Origin of the sequence: Streptomyces sp. NPDC048277 (assembly GCF_040652235.1) — a bacterium.
In the GTDB taxonomy this organism is placed as follows: Bacteria; Actinomycetota; Actinomycetes; order Streptomycetales; family Streptomycetaceae; genus Streptomyces.
Genome location: NZ_JBEZLQ010000004.1, coordinates 255,593 through 272,659 on the forward strand (window position 1 = coordinate 255,593; position 17,067 = coordinate 272,659).

At 71.4% G+C, this 17,067-nt stretch carries 15 protein-coding genes; 9 read left to right on the top strand and 6 right to left on the bottom strand.

The genetic code is table 11. The annotated features are described in order from the left end of the window. Nucleotides 1-14: 14 nt before the first annotated feature. The 3 genes from AB0D85_RS11430 to AB0D85_RS11440 are packed head-to-tail and all read right to left on the bottom strand — an operon-like array spanning nt 15 to nt 4,956. Complete coding sequence (locus tag AB0D85_RS11430) at nt 15-3,524, bottom strand: 5-oxoprolinase/urea amidolyase family protein (RefSeq protein WP_362317212.1); 3,510 nt, start codon at nt 3,522-3,524, stop codon at nt 15-17. After that, the gene (locus AB0D85_RS11435; RefSeq protein WP_362317215.1) at nt 3,521-4,135 is read right to left on the bottom strand and encodes an urea amidolyase associated protein UAAP2; all 615 of its coding nucleotides are present in this window, start codon (nt 4,133-4,135) and stop codon (nt 3,521-3,523) included. Before AB0D85_RS11435 ends, AB0D85_RS11430 begins: the two co-directional genes overlap by 4 nt. Then, complete coding sequence (locus tag AB0D85_RS11440; protein ID WP_362317218.1) at nt 4,132-4,956, bottom strand: urea amidolyase associated protein UAAP1; 825 nt, start codon at nt 4,954-4,956, stop codon at nt 4,132-4,134. Before AB0D85_RS11440 ends, AB0D85_RS11435 begins: the two co-directional genes overlap by 4 nt. A 191-nt stretch (nt 4,957-5,147) precedes the next feature. On the opposite strand from AB0D85_RS11440, the gene AB0D85_RS11445 reads away from it, so the two are divergent. From AB0D85_RS11445 to AB0D85_RS11470, 6 genes are all read left to right on the top strand, one after another. Beyond that, nucleotides 5,148-5,774, top strand: coding sequence for a helix-turn-helix domain-containing protein (locus AB0D85_RS11445; protein WP_362317221.1), 627 nt, complete (start codon nt 5,148-5,150; stop codon nt 5,772-5,774). Between the two features lie 309 nt (nt 5,775-6,083). Next, a complete protein-coding gene (locus tag AB0D85_RS11450) occupies nt 6,084-7,706 on the top strand; it encodes an ATP-binding protein (RefSeq protein ID WP_362317224.1) in 1,623 nt (540 codons plus the stop codon). Beyond that, the gene (locus AB0D85_RS11455) at nt 7,703-8,110 is read left to right on the top strand and encodes a roadblock/LC7 domain-containing protein (protein WP_089103096.1); all 408 of its coding nucleotides are present in this window, start codon (nt 7,703-7,705) and stop codon (nt 8,108-8,110) included. Before AB0D85_RS11450 ends, AB0D85_RS11455 begins: the two co-directional genes overlap by 4 nt. Continuing rightward, nucleotides 8,107-8,535 (top strand): DUF742 domain-containing protein, encoded by a 429-nt coding sequence (locus AB0D85_RS11460; protein WP_362317228.1) that lies wholly within the window; start codon nt 8,107-8,109, stop codon nt 8,533-8,535. The genes AB0D85_RS11455 and AB0D85_RS11460 overlap by 4 nt, the downstream gene beginning before the upstream one ends. Continuing rightward, nucleotides 8,516-9,136 carry an ATP/GTP-binding protein gene (locus AB0D85_RS11465; RefSeq protein ID WP_362317231.1) on the top strand — a complete coding sequence of 207 codons (621 nt, stop codon included), beginning with the start codon at nt 8,516-8,518 and terminating at the stop codon, nt 9,134-9,136. The genes AB0D85_RS11460 and AB0D85_RS11465 overlap by 20 nt, the downstream gene beginning before the upstream one ends. A gap of 23 nt (nt 9,137-9,159) precedes the next feature. Further along, the gene (locus AB0D85_RS11470; protein ID WP_362317233.1) at nt 9,160-10,635 is read left to right on the top strand and encodes a cytochrome P450; all 1,476 of its coding nucleotides are present in this window, start codon (nt 9,160-9,162) and stop codon (nt 10,633-10,635) included. A gap of 5 nt (nt 10,636-10,640) precedes the next feature. On the opposite strand, the gene AB0D85_RS11475 is transcribed toward AB0D85_RS11470, so the two are convergent. Both AB0D85_RS11475 and AB0D85_RS11480 read right to left on the bottom strand, forming a co-directional pair. Continuing rightward, nucleotides 10,641-11,588, bottom strand: coding sequence for an RluA family pseudouridine synthase (locus tag AB0D85_RS11475; protein WP_362317236.1), 948 nt, complete (start codon nt 11,586-11,588; stop codon nt 10,641-10,643). Nucleotides 11,589-11,670: 82 nt separating this feature from the next. Then, nucleotides 11,671-13,200, bottom strand: a complete 1,530-nt coding sequence (locus AB0D85_RS11480) for an amino acid permease (protein WP_362317239.1) — start codon at nt 13,198-13,200, stop codon at nt 11,671-11,673. 229 nt (nt 13,201-13,429) lie between these two features. On the opposite strand from AB0D85_RS11480, the gene AB0D85_RS11485 reads away from it, so the two are divergent. The 3 genes from AB0D85_RS11485 (at nt 13,430) to AB0D85_RS11495 (ending at nt 16,101) form a co-directional block, all read left to right on the top strand. Continuing rightward, on the top strand, nt 13,430-14,098 hold the full coding sequence (locus tag AB0D85_RS11485) for a PadR family transcriptional regulator (RefSeq protein WP_362317242.1): 669 nt from the start codon (nt 13,430-13,432) through the stop codon (nt 14,096-14,098). Nucleotides 14,099-14,320: 222 nt separating this feature from the next. After that, on the top strand, nt 14,321-15,328 hold the full coding sequence (locus tag AB0D85_RS11490; protein ID WP_362317245.1) for an ATP-binding cassette domain-containing protein: 1,008 nt from the start codon (nt 14,321-14,323) through the stop codon (nt 15,326-15,328). Further along, nucleotides 15,325-16,101: an ABC transporter permease gene (locus tag AB0D85_RS11495; RefSeq protein ID WP_362317248.1), complete on the top strand. Its 777-nt coding sequence runs from the start codon at nt 15,325-15,327 to the stop codon at nt 16,099-16,101. The genes AB0D85_RS11490 and AB0D85_RS11495 overlap by 4 nt, the downstream gene beginning before the upstream one ends. A 95-nt stretch (nt 16,102-16,196) precedes the next feature. Here AB0D85_RS11495 and AB0D85_RS11500 read toward each other — a convergent pair whose 3' ends face one another. Next, nucleotides 16,197-17,045 (bottom strand): siderophore-interacting protein, encoded by an 849-nt coding sequence (locus AB0D85_RS11500; RefSeq protein WP_362317251.1) that lies wholly within the window; start codon nt 17,043-17,045, stop codon nt 16,197-16,199. Between the last annotated feature and the right edge of the window lie 22 nt (nt 17,046-17,067).

The following is a 17,067-nucleotide window of genomic DNA, read 5'->3' on the forward strand; positions in this document are numbered from 1 at the left end:
CTTGCTCCTGTCGGTCAGTTCGCGGTCGGCGCCAGGACGAGCAGGGCCGTCCCCGCCTCCACCTGGTCGCCGGGCCTCGCCAGGATCTCCGTCACCACGCCGGTCATCGGCGCGTGCACCCTGGACTCCATCTTCATCGCCTCCAGGGCGATCAGGGGCTGGCCGGTCGTCACCTCGTCGCCCGGCCGTACGTTCAGCTGCCAGACGGAGGCGGCGAACTCGGCCTCTATCAGGCGGCCGCCCGGCGGGACCGTCACCTCGGCCGGCGGGGCGGCGGGGGCCGTGGCCGCCTCCGCCCTCGTGAACTCGCCCGCCGCCTCCCACGCGTCGCGTTCCGCCGCGAAGGCCGCCTGCTGGCGGGTCCTGAACGTGGCGATCGGATCCGCCTGTTCGGTGAGGAAGGACTCGTACTCGGCCAGCGAGAACGTCCCCTCCTCGATGCGCGGCACGAACCGGCCGGACGTGATGTCGGCCCGCAGGTCGAGGAGTTCGTCCGCCGACACCGGATACCACCTGATCCGGTCGAAGAAGCGCAGCAGCCACGGCGAGCCCGGCTCGAACGCGCCGCGCTGCTGCCAGCCCGACCACACCTGGGTCGTACGGCCCACGAACTGGTAGCCGCCCGGGCCCTCCATGCCGTAGACGCACAGATAGGCGCCGCCGATGCCGACGGAGTTCTCGGCGGTCCAGGTGCGGGCCGGGTTGTACTTGGTGGTGACCAGGCGGTGGCGCGGGTCGAGCGGGGTGGCGACCGGGGCGCCCAGATACACGTCGCCCAGGCCCAGGACCAGGTACTCCGCGTCGAAGACCGTGCGGTAGACGTCCTCGACCGAGTCCAGGCCGTTGATCCGGCGGATGAACTCGATGTTCCACGGGCACCAGGGGGCGTCGTCGCGGACTCCCGCCATGTAGCGGGCGATCGCCTCGCGGGTCGCCGGGTCGTCCCAGGAGAGGGGGAGGTGGACCGTGCGGGAGGGGACGACGAGTTCGTCGGTGGCCGGCAGTGCCCGCACGATCTCCCGTACGGCGGGCAGGAGTTCGCGCAGGGGGAGGACGGCCGGGTCCGTCCGGATCTGGAGGGAGCGGATGCCGGGGGTGAGGTCCGTGACCCCGGGCAGGGCCGCCGCCGTCACCGCCTCCATCAGCGCGTGGACCCGCATGCGCAGCGCCAGGTCCAGCTGCATCGGGCCGAACTCGACCAGCAGGTTGTCGTCGCCGCTGCGGCGGTACGTCACGTCCCCGTCGTGGGCCAGGACGCCGCCGTCGAGGATCTCGGGGCGGGGCGCGCCCGTCACGTCGACCGGGGTGAAGCGGACCGTGTCGCCGGGGCGGAGCTGGCCCAGTTTCCAGCGTTCGCCGCTCAGGACGGTCGCCGGGCACACGAAGCCGCCGAGGGAGGGGCCGTCGGGGCCGAGCAGGACCGGCATGTCGCCGGTGTAGTCGACGGCGCCGACCGAGTACGGGGTGTCGTGGATGTTGGACGGGTGCAGGCCCGCCTCGCCGCCGTCGGTGCGGGCCCAGCGCGGCTTGGGGCCGACCAGGCGGACTCCGGTGCGGGCCGAGTTGAAGTGCACCTTCCACTCGGCCGCGTAGAACTCGCGGATGTCGTCCTCGGTGAAGAACTCCGGGGCGGCATGGGGGCCCTCGACGGCCGCGAGCTGCCAGTCGGCGGTGAAGTGCGGGCGTTCGGCGACCGGTTCGCCTTCGGTCACGGCTCCGCCGTGCAGGACGTCGCCCGTCCGCAGCGCCCGGCCGCCGTGGCCGCCGAACCGGCCGAGTGTGAAGGTGCTCGCGCTGCCGAGGAAGGCCGGGACGTCCAGGCCACCGCCGGCGAAGAGGACGTAGGTGCGCAGCCCCTGTCCGGAAGGGGCGCCGATCCGCAGCAGGGCGCCGGCCGGGACCGTCACCGGCTCCCACTGCGCGACCGGCGTGCCGTCGACCGTCACGGGAGCCGGGGCGCCGGTCACACAGACCGTCGTGGGGTGGGTGAAGCGCAGGTCCGGGCCCTGGAGGGTGCATTCGAGGCCGGGGGCGCCCTCCGGGTTGCCCAGGGCGCGGTTGCCGAGGCGGAAGGAGCGGTCGTCCATGGGACCGCACGGGGGGACGCCGACCTGCCAGTAGCCGGTGCGGCCCGGCCAGTCCTGGACCGTGGTGAGCGTGCCCGCGGTGACGACCTCGATACGGGGGGTGGGGTCGGTGACCGTGGCGAGGGTCGCCGTGGAGTGGGCGGCGGCACGGAAACCGGGGTCGGACAGCGCCGCGCGCACCAGGCCGAGGTTCGTCTCGATGCCGTCCACGCGGGTGCCGGCGAGCGCCTCGTCCAGCTTCCGCAGCGCCTGGGCGCGGTCGGGGCCGTACGCGATCACCTTGGCGAGCATCGGGTCGTACGACGTCGTCACCTCGGTGCCGGACTCCACCCAGCCGTCGACCCGGACCCCCGGCGGGAACTCCACCCTCGTCAACAGGCCCGCGCTGGGCCGGTGTTCACGGGAGGGGTCCTCGGCGTAGACGCGGGCCTCGACGGCGTGACCGCGCGGTTGGCCGGGGTCGCGGACGACGTCCCTCTCGCCCCTCGCCAGGCGCAGCATCCAGGCGACCAGGTCGACGCCGTAGATCTCCTCGGTGACCGGATGCTCCACCTGGAGGCGGGTGTTGACCTCCAGGAAGTAGGCCTCCTCGCGGGCCGCGTCGTACACGAACTCGACCGTGCCCGCGGAGCGGTAGCCGACGGAGGCGCACAGGTCGCGTGCGGAGTCGGCGAGTTGCCTGCGTACATGAGGGGGGAGGCCGGGGGCCGGGGCCTCCTCGACCACCTTCTGGTTGCGGCGCTGGAGCGAGCAGTCCCGGTCGCCGAGGGTGACGACCCTGCCCTCGCCGTCCCCGAAGACCTGGACCTCGACATGGCGGGCGTGCTCGACCAGGCGTTCCAGGAAGACCCCGGCGGAGGAGAAGGAGGCGGCGGCGACCCGCTGGACGCGTTCCCAGGCCTCGGTCAGCTCGTCGGCGGATCGACAGGCCGACATACCGATACCGCCGCCACCGCCGGTGGCCTTGAGCATGACGGGATAGCCGATGGCCGCCGCCTCCCGCAGGGCCGTGTCCAGGTCAGGGAGGAGGCCGGTCCCCGGCGCGAGGGGCACCCCGGCCGCTTCCGCCGCCGCCCGTGCCGTGTGCTTCGCGCCGAACAGCTCCAGCTGCTCCGGGGCCGGACCCACGAACACGATCCCGGCCTCCTCGCAGCGCCGGGCGAACTCGGCGTCCTCGGACAGGAAGCCGTAGCCGGGGTGGATCGCGCCCGCGCCGGTGTCCTTGGCCGCCTTCAGGACCAGGTCGGCGTCGAGGTACGACTCCTTCGCCGGGGCCGGGCCGAGCCGTACCGCCTCGTCGGCGAGCCGTACGTGGGGTGCGGAGCGGTCGGGGTCGGAGTAGACGGCGATCGTGCGCAGGCCCAGTTCGCGGGCGGTGCGGATGACGCGGACGGCGATCTCGCCACGGTTGGCGACGAGGAGGGTGTCGAAGGTCATCCCGCGGCTCCGGTGATCGTCATCTCCACGGCGGTCGGGTCGAAGCCGTTGCAGGGGTTGTTGATCTGGGGGCAGTTGGAGACGAGGACCAGGACGTCCCGTTCGGCGCGCAGGGTCAGCTTCAGGCCCGGGGCGGAGATGCCGTCGACGATGCCGAGGGTGCCGTCCTTCTCGACGGGCACGTTCATGTACCAGTTGATGTTCGAGACCAGGTCGCGCTTGCCGAGGCCGTGCCGGGCGCCCTCCGCGAGGAAGTTGTCCACGCAGGCGTGCTGGGACCAGGTGTGGTGGCCGTAGCGCAGGGTGTTGGACTCCTTGGAGCAGGCGCCGCCGACCGTGTCGTGCCGGCCGACCGTGTCCTCGATGACGGTCATCAGCGAGGTGTGCTCGTTGGAGAGCAGCACGCTGCCGGTGGTGAGGAAGATGTTGCCCTGGGCGTGGATCGTGTCCGGGGCGCTGTAGCGGACGGACGTGTCGTGGGCGTCGTAGACGAGGAAGTCGACGGCCTGGTTGCCGTGCAGGTCGGTGATGGTGAGGGTGTCGCCCGCGCGGATCACGGAGGACCAGGCGGCACGGGCCGGGACGACGACGGTCTGCGTGCTCGTGCTCATGCGAGCCCCCTCGCGGCGAGGAATTCGGCGGTGTTGAGGAAGGCGCGGCGGCCCTCGGGGGTGTCTTCCCAGATGGGGTCGCCCGGTGGGGTGGGGGCGGCGCGCCAGGCCAGGACCTCCAGGGGGGTGCTGACGTAGTCGGGGCGCGGGTCGGCCGGGTGCGGGACGTTGGCGATCAGCACGGTCAGGTCCTGCTCGGCGCGGAGCGTGACGCTGCCGCCGGGCCCGGTCGAGCCGGTGAAGTCCAGCGTGCCGTCCTCGCGCACCTCCACGCCCTGGAAGAACGACAGGGACGGCGGCAGGTCGCGCGGTTCCAGACCGTTCTTGGCGGCGGCCAGCTTGAACAGCTCGCGTCCGGCGGGGGAGGGCGACTGCGGGGTGCCGTCGCCGTAGCGGTCGGTGTTGCGGACGAGAGTGGAGGTGCCGCACAGGGCGTCGTGCCGGCCGGAGGTGTCGGCGACCACGGAGGCCAGCACCCGGCCCTGGTCGGACAGGAGCAGTACGCCCTCGCCCAGGTAGGCGTTCCACTGGACCTTGACCGTGTCGGCGACGTTCAGCCGCTCCCAGGGGCGGTCGGCGACGAACAGCAGGAGGTGTGCACAGGCGTCGCCGTGCGGGTCGGTCAGCCGCAGCTCGGTGCCGCGGGCCAGGACGCGGTGGGTGTAGTTGCCGCCCGCCACCGTCTCGGCCCACACCAGGTGGCCCGCCTCGCAGGGCGGGTCGGGCCAGTCGGCGGCCGGTACGACGGGCATCGCCTCGGCGCGGGTGCCCCCCTGGGCGCGGGCATGCGCCCGGGCTCCGTACGTGGTCGCTGTCGCCATCGCCGACCTCCGGCTCCGTGGATTCGGGACTATTTCTGTCGCGCGACAGAAATTAGGCGCGGGGCGGGTCGGCGGCGTTGCCGTCGCGTTCCGGCCCGGTTACCGAGGGCTCACCGGGGGCTCGATACGGGTGCACGCCGTGATCGCCGTGCGACGTCATGCGTGCGAGGTCATGTGCGAGGATCGAACGCATGGGAACGAGCAGTGGCCGCCGGGTCGGCCGGCCGCGGGCCGCGCAGCGGCCGGACAGCGGTCTCGAGCCGCGCGCCGAACTGCTCGCGGCCGCCGCCGAGTTGTTCACCACCCGCGGATACGCGGCCACCACCACCCGGGCGGTCGCCGACCGGGCGGGCATGCGGCAGGCGTCGATGTACCACTACGTCTCCGGCAAGGAGGAACTCCTCGCCGAGCTGCTGGAGTCCACCGTCACCCCGTCGCTGGCCTACGCGCGTGAGCTGCTCGCGGACCAGGTGGCACCGGCCGAGGAGCGGCTGCGGGCGCTGTGCCGGGCCGACGTGGAGCTGCTGTGCGCCGGTCCGCACAACCTCGGCGCGCTCTACCTGCTGCCCGAGGTGCGCACCGAGCGGTTCGCCGGTTTCCATGCCGTACGGGCCGAACTCAAGGACGCCTACCGGCAGTTGATCGCCGCCACAGCCGCCGGCGGGACGCTCGCCAAGGGTGAGCTGGAACTGCGGACCGATCTTGTCTTCGGGCTGATCGAGGGCGTCATCCTGATCCACCGCTCCGAACCGGAGCGCCGGGTCCCCGAGTTCGCCCGCGCCACGGCCGACGCGGCGCTGCGCATCGCGGGCGTCTGAGGCCCGGCAGGGCCTGTTTCACCCATCACGGTGAGTCACTTTCGCACGCCCGTACTTAGTCACGCAACGTGTGCGAACAAATGCCCTGCGTGCAAAATGACCGAGGGTACTCCAGTCCTTCGGGTGGTTTCAGGTGCTTGCCGAATATGACACGGCGTTGATCCGGTCGGACTAAGCTCGCCCGCGGCGCACCGAGTTGAGATGAATTCGTGCGTCTGTTCCCAAACATACGGAAGATCCAGACTGCTCCATGAACCTTCCCCCCACGAACTCCCCCGACACCCAGCCGATTCGTCTCAGAAGGCATACATGGTGAGTGTGCAATCGCCTCCCAAGGACCGTGAACTTTCCCTGGCGCGCGTGCTGTTGCTGCCCGCCATAGCGATGGCCGCGGTGACCGCCGCCGCCGTCCTCCTGGTGGCGGGGCCCGCCCGGACCGCCGTCGGCGTGTGCGGGGCCGTCGGCATGCTGCTGGTGCTCACGACGGCGGCGGAAGCGGTGCGCCGCGGCCGTAAGCTGCGGGACGCCCGCGCCGAGCACGCCCGTCACAGTGCGTATCTGGAACGGCGCCTCGACGCCGGCGACGAGGAGATCGACCGCCTCGGCAAAGAGGTCTTCCCGACCGCGCTGTACCGGCTGAAGGCCGGCGAGTCGCCCAAAGAGGTGATCCGCCAGGTCTTCGACCTCGACCCCCGGATGCGCCACGCCCCCGAGACACAGCGCCGGCTGATCCGCACGATGCTCGACATCGTCGACGAGGAGGACCTCCAGCGCGACTCCCTGGAGCGCTCGTTCGTCAGCGTCGCCCGGCGCGTCCAGGCCATCGTCCACCAGCAGGCCCACGAACTGCGGGAGATGGAGGAGGACCACGGCCGCAACCCCGAGGTCTTCGACGACCTGCTGCGCATCGACCACGGCACCGCGCTGATCGGACGCCTCGCCGACTCGGTCTCCGTCCTCGGCGGCGGCCGCCCCGGCCGCCAGTGGCCCAACCCCGTCGCCCTCTACAGCGTGCTGCGCGGCGCCATGTCCCGGATCCTGGAGTACCGGCGCATCGAACTGCACTCCATCTGCCAGGTCAACATCAAGGGCACCTCCGTCGAGCCGCTCATCCACGCGGCCGCCGAACTCCTCGACAACGCCACCCGCTACTCGCCGCCCTCCACCAAGGTGCACGTCACCGCCGTCGAGGTGCAGTCCGGCGTGTGCATCGAGATCGAGGACGCCGGCGTCAGCCTCAACGAGGAGGCCCGCGGCCGGATCGAGGGCATGCTGGAGAAGGCCAAGCAGGGCAAGGACATCCAGGTCCTCGGCGAGAACCCGCGCCTCGGCCTCTCGGTCGTCGGCCGCCTCTGCACGACGTACGACATGGACGTCTCGCTGCGCGCCTCCGCGTACGGCGGCGTCCGGGCCGTCCTCATCGTGCCCAGCGACATGATGACCACCGACCCGGCCCCCGGCATCGCCCACGGCATCGGCGCCACCGGCATCCCCAAGCCCGAACTCGGCGCCCTCGAAGGCCCCAAGCGACCGCCCAAGAAGCGCCGGCCCACCAGCCCCCGCATCCCCGCCGGGATCTCCATGGAGGACGACGTCCCCGAGGTCACCGAGTGGACCGCGGGCGGACTGCCGCAGCGGCGCAGCCGGATGAAGATGCCGCTCAGCCAGCGGCTCGCCGAACAGGCCGCCATCGAGCGCGCCGAACGCGAGGGCAACCCGACCATCTGGTCGCAGCACAAGGAACCCGAGCCCGAGAAGCCCGAGCCGGAGCGCCGCGAGCCCGGCCTCTGGGTCGAGGCCTTCTGGGAGGGGCTCAAGAAGAACAACCCGGGTGTCCACCCCACCGACTTCACCCGGAACCCCACCAAGTACCTGCACCTGATCAACGACCCGGCCGGCCCCGACGCCGACGACGAGGGGGACATCAAGTGATCCAGCAGCGAGGCAACTTCGACTGGATGCTCAAGCAACTCGCCGACGGGGTACCGGGCGTCGAGATGATCGTCGTGCTCTCCGCCGACGGACTGCGCATCGCCCGGCACGGCGGCGACCCCGACGCCGCCGACCGGCTCGCCGCGGCCTGCGCGGGCGTGCAGAGCCTGGCCAGTGCCGTCGCCCAGGAACTCCCCATCAGCAACGGCGACATGAACCTCGTCCTCATCGAGATCGACAGAGGCTACTTCTACCTCATGTCCGCCGGTGCCAACGCCTACCTCGCGGTACTCGCCGACGTGACCTGCGAACCCGGCCGGATGAGCGAGATGATGCGCGACCTCGTCGTCCGGATCGGCGCGCATCTCACCAGTCCGCCCCGGCGGAACGGGCAGACCGTATGACTCCTCCGCAACGCAAACGGCGCCGGCCCCGGCCGGAACACCAGCCGCCACCGGTTCCGTCCACGCTGCCGGCCCCCGAGAACGGCGACGAGGACGGCGACAACAAGAACCCCGAGCGGCTCTACGTCATCAGCGGCGCCGACGGCGCCCGGGCCGAGCTCGACCTGGTCACCTTAATCGTGGCGCGCGCCGCCGCCCCGCCGTCCGTCACCCCGGAACAGGCGGTGCTGCTCCGGCTCTGTATCGCCCCCCTGTCCGTGGCCGAGCTCTCGGCCTACCTCAATCTGCCGTTCAGCGCGATGACCGCGCTGATCACCGAGCTGATCACGGCCGAACTGGTCACGGCGCGCGCCCCGATCGTCCGCCAGGCGGTGCCCGACCGTTCACTCCTCGAAGCGGTGATGCATGGACTTCAAAAGCTCTGACACGATCCCCGGCCCCCGCACCGAGGACCATCTGCCGCACACCGCGCAGGCCGCGGTGAAGATCGTGATCGTGGGCGGCTTCGGAGTCGGCAAGACCACCATGGTCGGTTCCGTCAGCGAGATCAGGCCGCTGACCACCGAGGAGACCATGACCCAGGCCGGCATCGGGGTCGACGACAACTACGGCTCCGACTCCAAGACCGCCACCACGGTGGCCATGGACTTCGGCCGGATCAGCATCACCGACCAGCTCGTCCTCTACCTCTTCGGCACCCCCGGCCAGGAACGCTTCTGGTTCCTGTGGAACGGCCTGTTCGAAGGCGCCCTCGGTGCGGTCGTCCTCATCGACACCCGGCGCCTGGAGGTCAGCTTCGACGTCATGGGGCGTCTGGAGGAGCGCGGCGTGCCGTTCGTCGTCGCCGTCAACTCCTTCCCGGACGCGCCCCGTTACCCCGTCGAGGAACTGCGCACCGCGCTGGACCTGTCGCCCGAGATCCCCATCGTCGAGTGCGATGCCCGCCGCCGGGCCTCCAGCCGTGACGTCCTGATGACCCTGATGCGTTTTCTGCACTCGCTCGCCATGTCCGGCGCGCTCACCTGACACCTCTTTCCGGAGCGATCACTGTGACGCCTGAATACCCCTTCCCCAGCGGCGCCGGCACGGACCCGGCCCCACCGCCCGGCTGCCCGGCCCACGACCGCGGACCCGGCGGACTGCAACGGCTCTACGGCGCCGACGCCGACCACCTGGGCGAGCTGTACGAGACGCTGCGCGAGGAACACGGCGCCGTGGCCCCCGCCCTGCTCCACGACGACGTACCGGTCTGGGTCGTCCTCGGGCTCACCGAGAACCTCCAGATGGTCCGCACCCCCGCCGTCTACACCCGGGACAGCCGCACCTGGACCCCGCTGCGCGAGGGCATGGTCAAGCCCGACCACCCGCTCATGCCGCACATCGCCTGGCAGCCCATCTGCTCCCACGCCGAGGGCGACGAGCACCAGCGGCTGCGCGCGGCCGTCATGGGTGCCATGACCACCATCGACCACCGCAGCATCCGCCGGCTCATCGGCCGCTACACCCAGCTGCTGGTCAACGAGTTCTGCGAGAAGGGCCACGCCGAACTGGTCTCCCAGTACTCCGAGCACCTGCCGATGGCGGTCATGTGCGAACTGCTCGGCATGCCCGAGGAGTACAACGACCGGATCGTTGAGGCCGCCCGCGACATGCTCAAGGGCACCGAGACCGCGATCGCCAGCAACGAGTACGTCATGGGCTGCCTGACCCGGCTCACCGCCCGCCGCCGGGCCCGGCCCGAGGACGACTTCACCAGCCACCTCATCAACCACCCCGCCCGGCTCAACGACGACGAGGTCGCCCAGCACCTCAGGGTCGTCCTCATCGCCGCCTACGAGACCACCGCCAACCTCCTCGCCAACGCGCTGCGCATGGTCCTCACCGAGCCGGGCTTCCGCGCCCAGCTCAACGGCGGCCAGATGACCGTGCCGGAGGCGATCGAGCAGTCCCTGTGGGACGAGCCGCCGTTCAGCACCGTCTTCGCCTACTTCGCCAAGCAGGACACCGAGCTCGGCGGCCAGCGCATCCGCAAGGGCGACGGACTGCTCTACGCACCCGCCCCGGGCAACGTCGACCCGCGTGTCCGCCCCGACCTGAGCGCCAACATGCAGGGCAACCGCTCCCACCTCGCCTTCGGCGGCGGTCCGCACGAATGCCCCGGCCAGGACATCGGCCGTGCCATCGCCGACGTCGGGGTCGACCAGCTGCTGACCCGCCTCTCCGACATCCAGCTCGACTGCGAGGAGGAGGAGTTGCGCTGGCGCGCGTCGATCGCGTCCCGGCACCTGGTGGAACTGCCGGTGCGCTTCGACCCGAAGCCGAAGCAGGACGTCACCCTCATGCCGAGCCCGGCCCTCGTCCCGCCCCAGCGCACCGACTGGCAGGTCGGCACGGTCCGCCCGGCACCGGCCGCTCCGGAGCCGGCGGAGCCCCGCCCGGTACCCGCCGCCGCGGCCGCACCGGAGCCCGCGGCCAAGCCGCTCGGCATCTGGCCCAGGCTGCGCCGCTGGTGGCTGGGCCACTGACCGGACTACCGACCGGCCCAGCTCTCGTACGACTCCCAGGCCCGCAGCGTCCGCCCGCTGCACAGCCGATGCTCCACCCCCGTGACCGGATCGGTGAACTCCAGCCGCCGCGCCAGCAGTTGCAGCGGACGCCGGAAGTCACCGTCCGGCACGGGGCCGGTCACGACCGGATACAGCGGATCACCCAGAATCGGCACACCCAACGCGTTCATGTGGACCCGCAGTTGATGCGTCTGCCCGGTGCGCGGGGTCAGCCGGTACCGCCCCAAGTCCCCTCTGCGCTCGACCAGTTCGACGACGGTCTCCGCGTTGGGTTCCCCCTCGACCTCCCGCGCCGCCGGCACCCCACGCTCCTTGAGGATGCGACTGCGCACGGTCCGGGGAAGGGCGAGCGAGGGATCGTACGGTGCGACCGCCTCGTACTCCTTCCGCACCCGCCGCTCGCCGAACAGCGTCTGGTACGCCCCCCGCTCCTCGGGCCGCACGGTGAACAGCACGAGCCCGGCGGTCAGCCGGTCCAGCCGATGCGCGGCCCCCAGCCCGGGAATCCCCAGCTCCCGCCGCAGCCGGGCGAGAGCGGTCTCGGTGACGTGACTGCCGCGGGGGGTGGTGGCGAGGAAGTGCGGTTTGTCGGCGACGACGACATGGGCGTCGCGGTGGACGACTTCGAGAGGGAAGGGGACGGGGACCTCGGGAGGCAGCTCGCGGTGGAACCAGAGACAGAGGCCGGGGACGTAGGGCGCGTGGGCGGGGACGGGGCGCCCGTCGGCGCCCACGACGAGCCCCGAGTCGAGCATCTTCTCGACGACACCGGGCCCGGCTCCGGAGAGCCGGGCCACCAGGTATGCGCCGACGGTGGCCCACTGATCGGCGCGGGGCAACCGCACCCGAACGGGGTCCACCCCTTGGCGCTGGGGGAGGGGCGAGGGCGGGGCGGGGCGCTTACGTCTCATTGCAGCCAAGGGTAAGTGGAGCGCCCCCTTTGGGGGCGCGGGGAACTGCGCGACCAGCCACAATCCGCCCGCACCCGACCGACTACCCCACAGCCTCAGGCACAACAACCGCACCTCGGGACTCCGCCCGGGCCAGCCGCCAAGCACCCCCCACCACCACAGTCCCGACCAGGAACAACACGGTGAACCACCGGAAGTACCAGTGCCCCCCAGCCGGGTCGTACACCGCTCCCCGGGGCCACGCCAGATTCACGGTCATCACCAGCCCGTACAGCAACGCGACAGCGTTGACCGGCGCCCCCCAGCGCCCCAGCGAGAACAACGGCGCCCCGGTCTCGTCCGTCCCCTCGACCCGGAACTCGCCCCGCAGCCGCCGCACCAGCAGCGGCCCGGTCACCATCGCGTAGGCGAGATACAGCATCACGATGCACGTGGTCCCGATCGCCAGAAACGCGTCCGGCGACACGAAGTTGAGCAGCAGCAACACCGCCGCCAGCACCCCCACCACCACGGCCGGCGCCCCCGGCATGCCCGTCCGCGGATTCACCCGCGCCAGCCGGTCGGCGAACGGCAGTTGCCCGTCCCGTGCCATGGAGAACAGCATCCGGGAGGCCGCCGTCTGGATCGCCAGCGTCGCCACCGCGATCGCCACCACCACGTCGGCGAGCAGCACCCGGCCCACCCCGTCCCCGAGGCTGCTGGTCAGGACATAGCTCAGCCCGTCGACCCCCAGGTGCCCGTCGGTGAGGCTGGGCGCGGCGAGCAGCCCGCCGAGGATGACAAGGCCGCCGAGCAGCCCCGCGGCGGTCAGCGCCGTGAGGATGGTGCGGGGCGCCGTCCGCCGCGGCTGGTGGGTCTCCTCGCTCATCTCTCCCGCGCTGTCGAAGCCGATCATCACGTACGCGGCGGTGAACGAGCCGACCAGCAGCGCGCCCAGCAGCCCTCCCTCCGCGGCCGTCCCGGTGTGGAACGTGATGCCGGGGGAGCGCTTGGAGTGGGTGAGCAGCAGCACGACGATCAGCACCGCGCCGATGATCTCGGCGGTCACCCCGACCCGGTTGATCACGGACATCACCCGGTTGTCCATGACGTTCACGAGGGTGGTCAGCACCAGGAGCACGACGCCGAGAACGGCCGCGTTGGCAGCCCCGTCGGCCGAGGTCGGCGCGGAGTCCGTGCCGATCAGCTGGAAGCCGGACCACAGCGCGGGCAGCACCATCTGCAGGGCCAGCGCGGCGGCCGCGACCACCACGATCTGCCCGATCACCATGATCCAGCCGGCGAACCAGCCGAAGGACGGGTTCGAGAGGCGTGAGGACCACTGGTAGATGGCGCCCGAGATCGGATAGCGCCCGGCCAGTTCGGCGAAGCAGGCGGCGACCAGCAGCTGGCCGATCAGTACGGCCGGCCAGGCCCAGAAGAAGACCGGGCCGCCGAACGCGTACCCGAAGGCGAAGAACTGGAAGACGGTGGTCAGTACGGAGATGAAGGAGAACCCGGCGGCGAACGAGGCGTACCGGCCGAGGCTGCGGTGCAGCTCCTGGCGGTAGCCGAACTCCTCCAGGGAGCGGTCGTCGGTCTCCCTCAGCGGGCGGTCGTCGGTGGTCGTCACGGCGGTACCTGCCTGTCAGGCGGATTTCCTGTCGGGCGACAGAAATTAGGGACGCGCTGTTTCGGACGCGTCACGCGGGCGTGTCCGGGGCGGGCCCAAGTCCTCACCTCCTTGCGGACGTGGCTCAGACGCGATACATCGTGTGTATTGACGTGTGCGGTCGACTCGCGATATGTTCGGTCACGGATATTCGGTGACGAGGTCGACTCGGAGAGCGAGGTGGGTGTCGATGGCGACCAGGCGCCGCAAGCTGGGCAACCCCCTGGCGCTCGCCGTGATGGTGCTGCTCGCCGAGCGGCCGATGCACCCGTACGAGATCGCCCAGACCCTGCGCAGACGCGGCAAGGACACGAGTCTGAAGATCAACTACGGCTCGCTCTACACCGTCGTGCAGAACCTGGAGAAGCACGGCTTCGTCGAGGTGACGGACGTGGAGCGGCAGGGCAACCGCCCCGAGCGCACGCTGTACGGCATCACCGAGGCCGGGCGCGAGGAGACGACCGAGTGGCTCTCGGACCTGGTCGCCGTGCCCGCGCGGGAGTACCCCGTCTTCGAGGCGGCGCTGTCGCTGATGGGGGCGCTCCACCCCGACGAGGCCGCCCGGCTGCTGGAGGAGCGGCTCAAGACGCTCGACGTGCAGGCCGCCAGCCTGCGCGGCGGCCTCGACAAGCTGCGCGAGTCCCTGCCCCGGCTCTTCGTGATAGAGGCCGAGTACCAGTTGCACATGATCGAGGCGCAGGCCGAGTGGGTGCGCGGCTTCCTGGCGGAGCTGACGGAGGGCAGCTTCCCGGGTGTCGTCGACTGGCGGCACTTCCATGAGACGGGGGAGGTCCCCGAGAAGTACCTGAAGCTGGAGGCCGAGTTCGAGCAGAAGCAGAAGCAGAAGCAGGAGCAGTAGCAGGAGGAGCAGCACTGGAGAGCAGACCCCGGCTGAGCTGTTGCAGCAGCCCGGCCGGGGTCTCGAACCCCGAACCGAACCCGCCGTGCGGCGGCTCCGGGCCATCGAGGTGCGGCACACCCAGGATAGCCCGGTGCTCATCGCACGGATCGTTCGCGATCAACCGCGACCATCCGTCGATCATCCGCGATCATTCGCGTTTTCCTCAGGAGAGCAGCCGACATGAGCACCCGTGCGCCCGCAGTGCAGGCGCGCCAGCTGATCAAGACCTACCCCGGTGACGTCACCGCGCTGAACGGCATGGACGTCACCGTCGAACCCGGCACCGTCTTCGGGCTCCTCGGGCCCAACGGCGCCGGCAAGTCCACCACCGTCAAGATCCTCACCACCCTGGCCCGCCCCGACTCGGGCACCGCCACCGTGGCCGGCCACCACGTGCTGCGCCACCCGGACCGGGTGCGCCGCGCGATCGGGGTCGTCGCCCAGAACTCCGGCGCCGACCCGGTCGCCACCGGCCGGGAGAACCTCCGGCTCCAGGGCAGGCTCCACGGTCTGCGCGGCGCCGACCTCGACCGTCGCGTCCGTGAACTGCTGGACCGCTTCACCCTCGCCGACGCCGCCGGCCGCCAGGTCAAGGGCTACTCCGGCGGTATGCGCCGCCGCCTCGACGTGGCCCTCGGCCTGGTCCACCGTCCCGAGGTGCTCTTCCTCGACGAGCCCACCACCGGCCTCGACCCGGAGGCCCGCACGGCGATGTGGGACGAGATCGGCCGGCTGGCCGGCGAGGAGGGCCTGACCATCCTGCTGACCACGCACTATCTGGAGGAGGCCGACCGGCTCGCCGGGCGGATCGCGATCGTCGACCGCGGCCGGGTCGTGGTCGAGGGCACCCCCGACTCCCTCAAGGGCGAACTGCGCGGCGACGCCGTCCATGTGGAGCTGCGCGAGGCGCCCGGAGAGGCCGGCCGCACCCTGCTCGCGGGCGCCCTGACCGGGCTGCCGGGCGTGCACGAGGCGCTGTTCGACGGCCGCCGGATCAGCGCCCGCGCCGACGACGGGGCCGCCGCGATGCCCGCGCTGCTCGCCGCGCTGGAGCGGGCCGGGGTCGGCGTGGTGGCCGCGACCGTCGCCCGTCCCTCCCTCGACGACGTCTATCTGCGCTACGCGGGCCGCCGTTACGCCGAGGCCGACACCGCCGACTCGCTCGCCCTGGCCGGAGGTGCCCGATGAGCAACGCCCTGTCCCAGACCTGGTACATGACCCAGCGCCAGCTGCTGGTGTTCGCCCGCCAGCCCGCGTACGCGATCATCACCCTGATCCAGCCGGTGATCTGGCTGTTCCTGTTCGGCAACCTCTTCAAGAAGGTCGTCGAGCTGGGCGGCTTCGGCACCACCTCCTACCTCGACTACCTGGTGCCGGGCGTGGTCGTGATGAGCGCCCTCAGCTCCAACATGTGGGCGGGCATGGGCACGTTGGAGGAGATCCAGCGCGGCACCCTCGACCGCTTCCTGACCACACCCGTCAGCCGGGCCGCGCTGATGAACGGCAACGTGGTGAACAACGGTCTGGTCACCGCGGGCCAGTCGCTGATCATCGTGCTGCTCGGCCTGCTGGGCGGCGCCGACTATCCGGGCGGGATCGCCGGCACGGCCGTCCTGGTGGTGGCCTCGGTGCTGCTCGGCACCATATTCGGGGCGCTGTCCAACGCGCTCGGCATGCTGGTGCGGGAGCGGGAGTCGATCATCGGGATCAACACCTTCCTGCTGCTGCCGCTCACCTTCCTGTCCAGTGCGTTCATGGCGCCGTCGCAGATGCCGGGCTGGATGCGGCACACAGCCGACTTCAACCCGCTCAACTGGGCGATGGTGGCGGGCCGTTCGGCGATGTCGGCGGATCCCGACTGGGGCGCGGTGCTCGGCCGCGGCGGGGCCCTGCTGGCGCTCGCGGTCGCCGCCGTATGGCTGTCGATCAGGACGTTCCGGTCCTACCAGCGGTCGGTGTGACCGACCCGCGTGGACGGCGGAGGCCGACGGCACCTTCGGGGTGCCGCCGGCCTCGGGGCCGCGCCGCTCGACAGGGCCGCGACCTCATGCACTTCTCACGCGGCGACCGCGCCGCCGCTCTCCTGCTCCGCCTCGATACGGGCGTTCCAGTCGCGCTTGGAGGCCTGCCAGCCGTCCTCGTTGTGACCCAGGCGCCAGTAGCCGGAGATCGACAGGTCCTCACGCGGGATCTGACACTCCACGCGGAGCATCGCCCGCAGCTCCTTCACGAAGCTCGCCTCGCCGTGGACGAAGGCGTGCACCCGGCCCTCCGGGAACTCCAGCGCCCGTACGGCGGCCACCAGGGCCTCGCCGACCGGCCGCTCGCCCCGGTGCAGCCAGACGACCTCGACATCGGAGTCGATCTTCTGCTCCTCCTCGGGGCCGGACACCTCGATGAAGGCGAAGGTCCTCGCCCCGGCGGGCAGGGACTCCAGCGCCCGGGCGATCGCGGGCAGCGCGCTCTCGTCACCGGCGAACAGATGCCAGTCGGCGTCCGCGTCGGGGGCGTAGGCACCGCCGGGTCCCATGAAGCGGACGGTCTCGCCCGGCTGGACACGGCACGCCCAGGGGCCTGCGAGCCCCTCGTCGCCGTGCACCACGAAGTCCAGGGTCAGCTCACGGTGTTCGGGATTCCAGGAGCGCACCGTATAGGTCCGCGTCACCGGCCAGTGCTCACGGGGGAACTCGGCGCGGATCCGTTCCAGGTCGAAGGGCTCCGGGTAGGTGACGCCCTCGGGTCCGAACAGGAGCTTCACGTAATGGTCGGTGCAGGTGTCCGCGGCGAAGCCGGCCAGTCCGTCACCGCCGAGGACCACACGCTGCATGTGCGGGGTCAGTCGTTCGGTGCGTACCACCTGGGCGGAATGGGGCTTACGCGGCTTACGTCCCGGGCGCTCTGCCATGATCGGCCTCCCTGCTCCGTGG

What these genes read in the sequence shown, in the direction of transcription:
- AB0D85_RS11450 (WP_362317224.1), top strand. Translation starts at nt 6,084, where the DNA reads ATGGTGAGTGTGCAATCGCCTCCCAAGGACCGTGAACTTTCCCTGGCG.
- AB0D85_RS11485 (WP_362317242.1), top strand. Translation starts at nt 13,430, where the DNA reads ATGGCGACCAGGCGCCGCAAGCTGGGCAACCCCCTGGCGCTCGCCGTG.
- AB0D85_RS11440 (WP_362317218.1), bottom strand. Translation starts at nt 4,956, where the DNA reads ATGGCGACAGCGACCACGTACGGAGCCCGGGCGCATGCCCGCGCCCAG.
- AB0D85_RS11465 (WP_362317231.1), top strand. Translation starts at nt 8,516, where the DNA reads ATGGACTTCAAAAGCTCTGACACGATCCCCGGCCCCCGCACCGAGGAC.
- AB0D85_RS11495 (WP_362317248.1), top strand. Translation starts at nt 15,325, where the DNA reads ATGAGCAACGCCCTGTCCCAGACCTGGTACATGACCCAGCGCCAGCTG.
- AB0D85_RS11430 (WP_362317212.1), bottom strand. Translation starts at nt 3,524, where the DNA reads ATGACCTTCGACACCCTCCTCGTCGCCAACCGTGGCGAGATCGCCGTC.
- AB0D85_RS11490 (WP_362317245.1), top strand. Translation starts at nt 14,321, where the DNA reads ATGAGCACCCGTGCGCCCGCAGTGCAGGCGCGCCAGCTGATCAAGACC.
- AB0D85_RS11445 (WP_362317221.1), top strand. Translation starts at nt 5,148, where the DNA reads ATGGGAACGAGCAGTGGCCGCCGGGTCGGCCGGCCGCGGGCCGCGCAG.
- AB0D85_RS11435 (WP_362317215.1), bottom strand. Translation starts at nt 4,135, where the DNA reads ATGAGCACGAGCACGCAGACCGTCGTCGTCCCGGCCCGTGCCGCCTGG.
- AB0D85_RS11500 (WP_362317251.1), bottom strand. Translation starts at nt 17,045, where the DNA reads ATGGCAGAGCGCCCGGGACGTAAGCCGCGTAAGCCCCATTCCGCCCAG.
- AB0D85_RS11475 (WP_362317236.1), bottom strand. Translation starts at nt 11,588, where the DNA reads ATGAGACGTAAGCGCCCCGCCCCGCCCTCGCCCCTCCCCCAGCGCCAA.
- AB0D85_RS11460 (WP_362317228.1), top strand. Translation starts at nt 8,107, where the DNA reads ATGACTCCTCCGCAACGCAAACGGCGCCGGCCCCGGCCGGAACACCAG.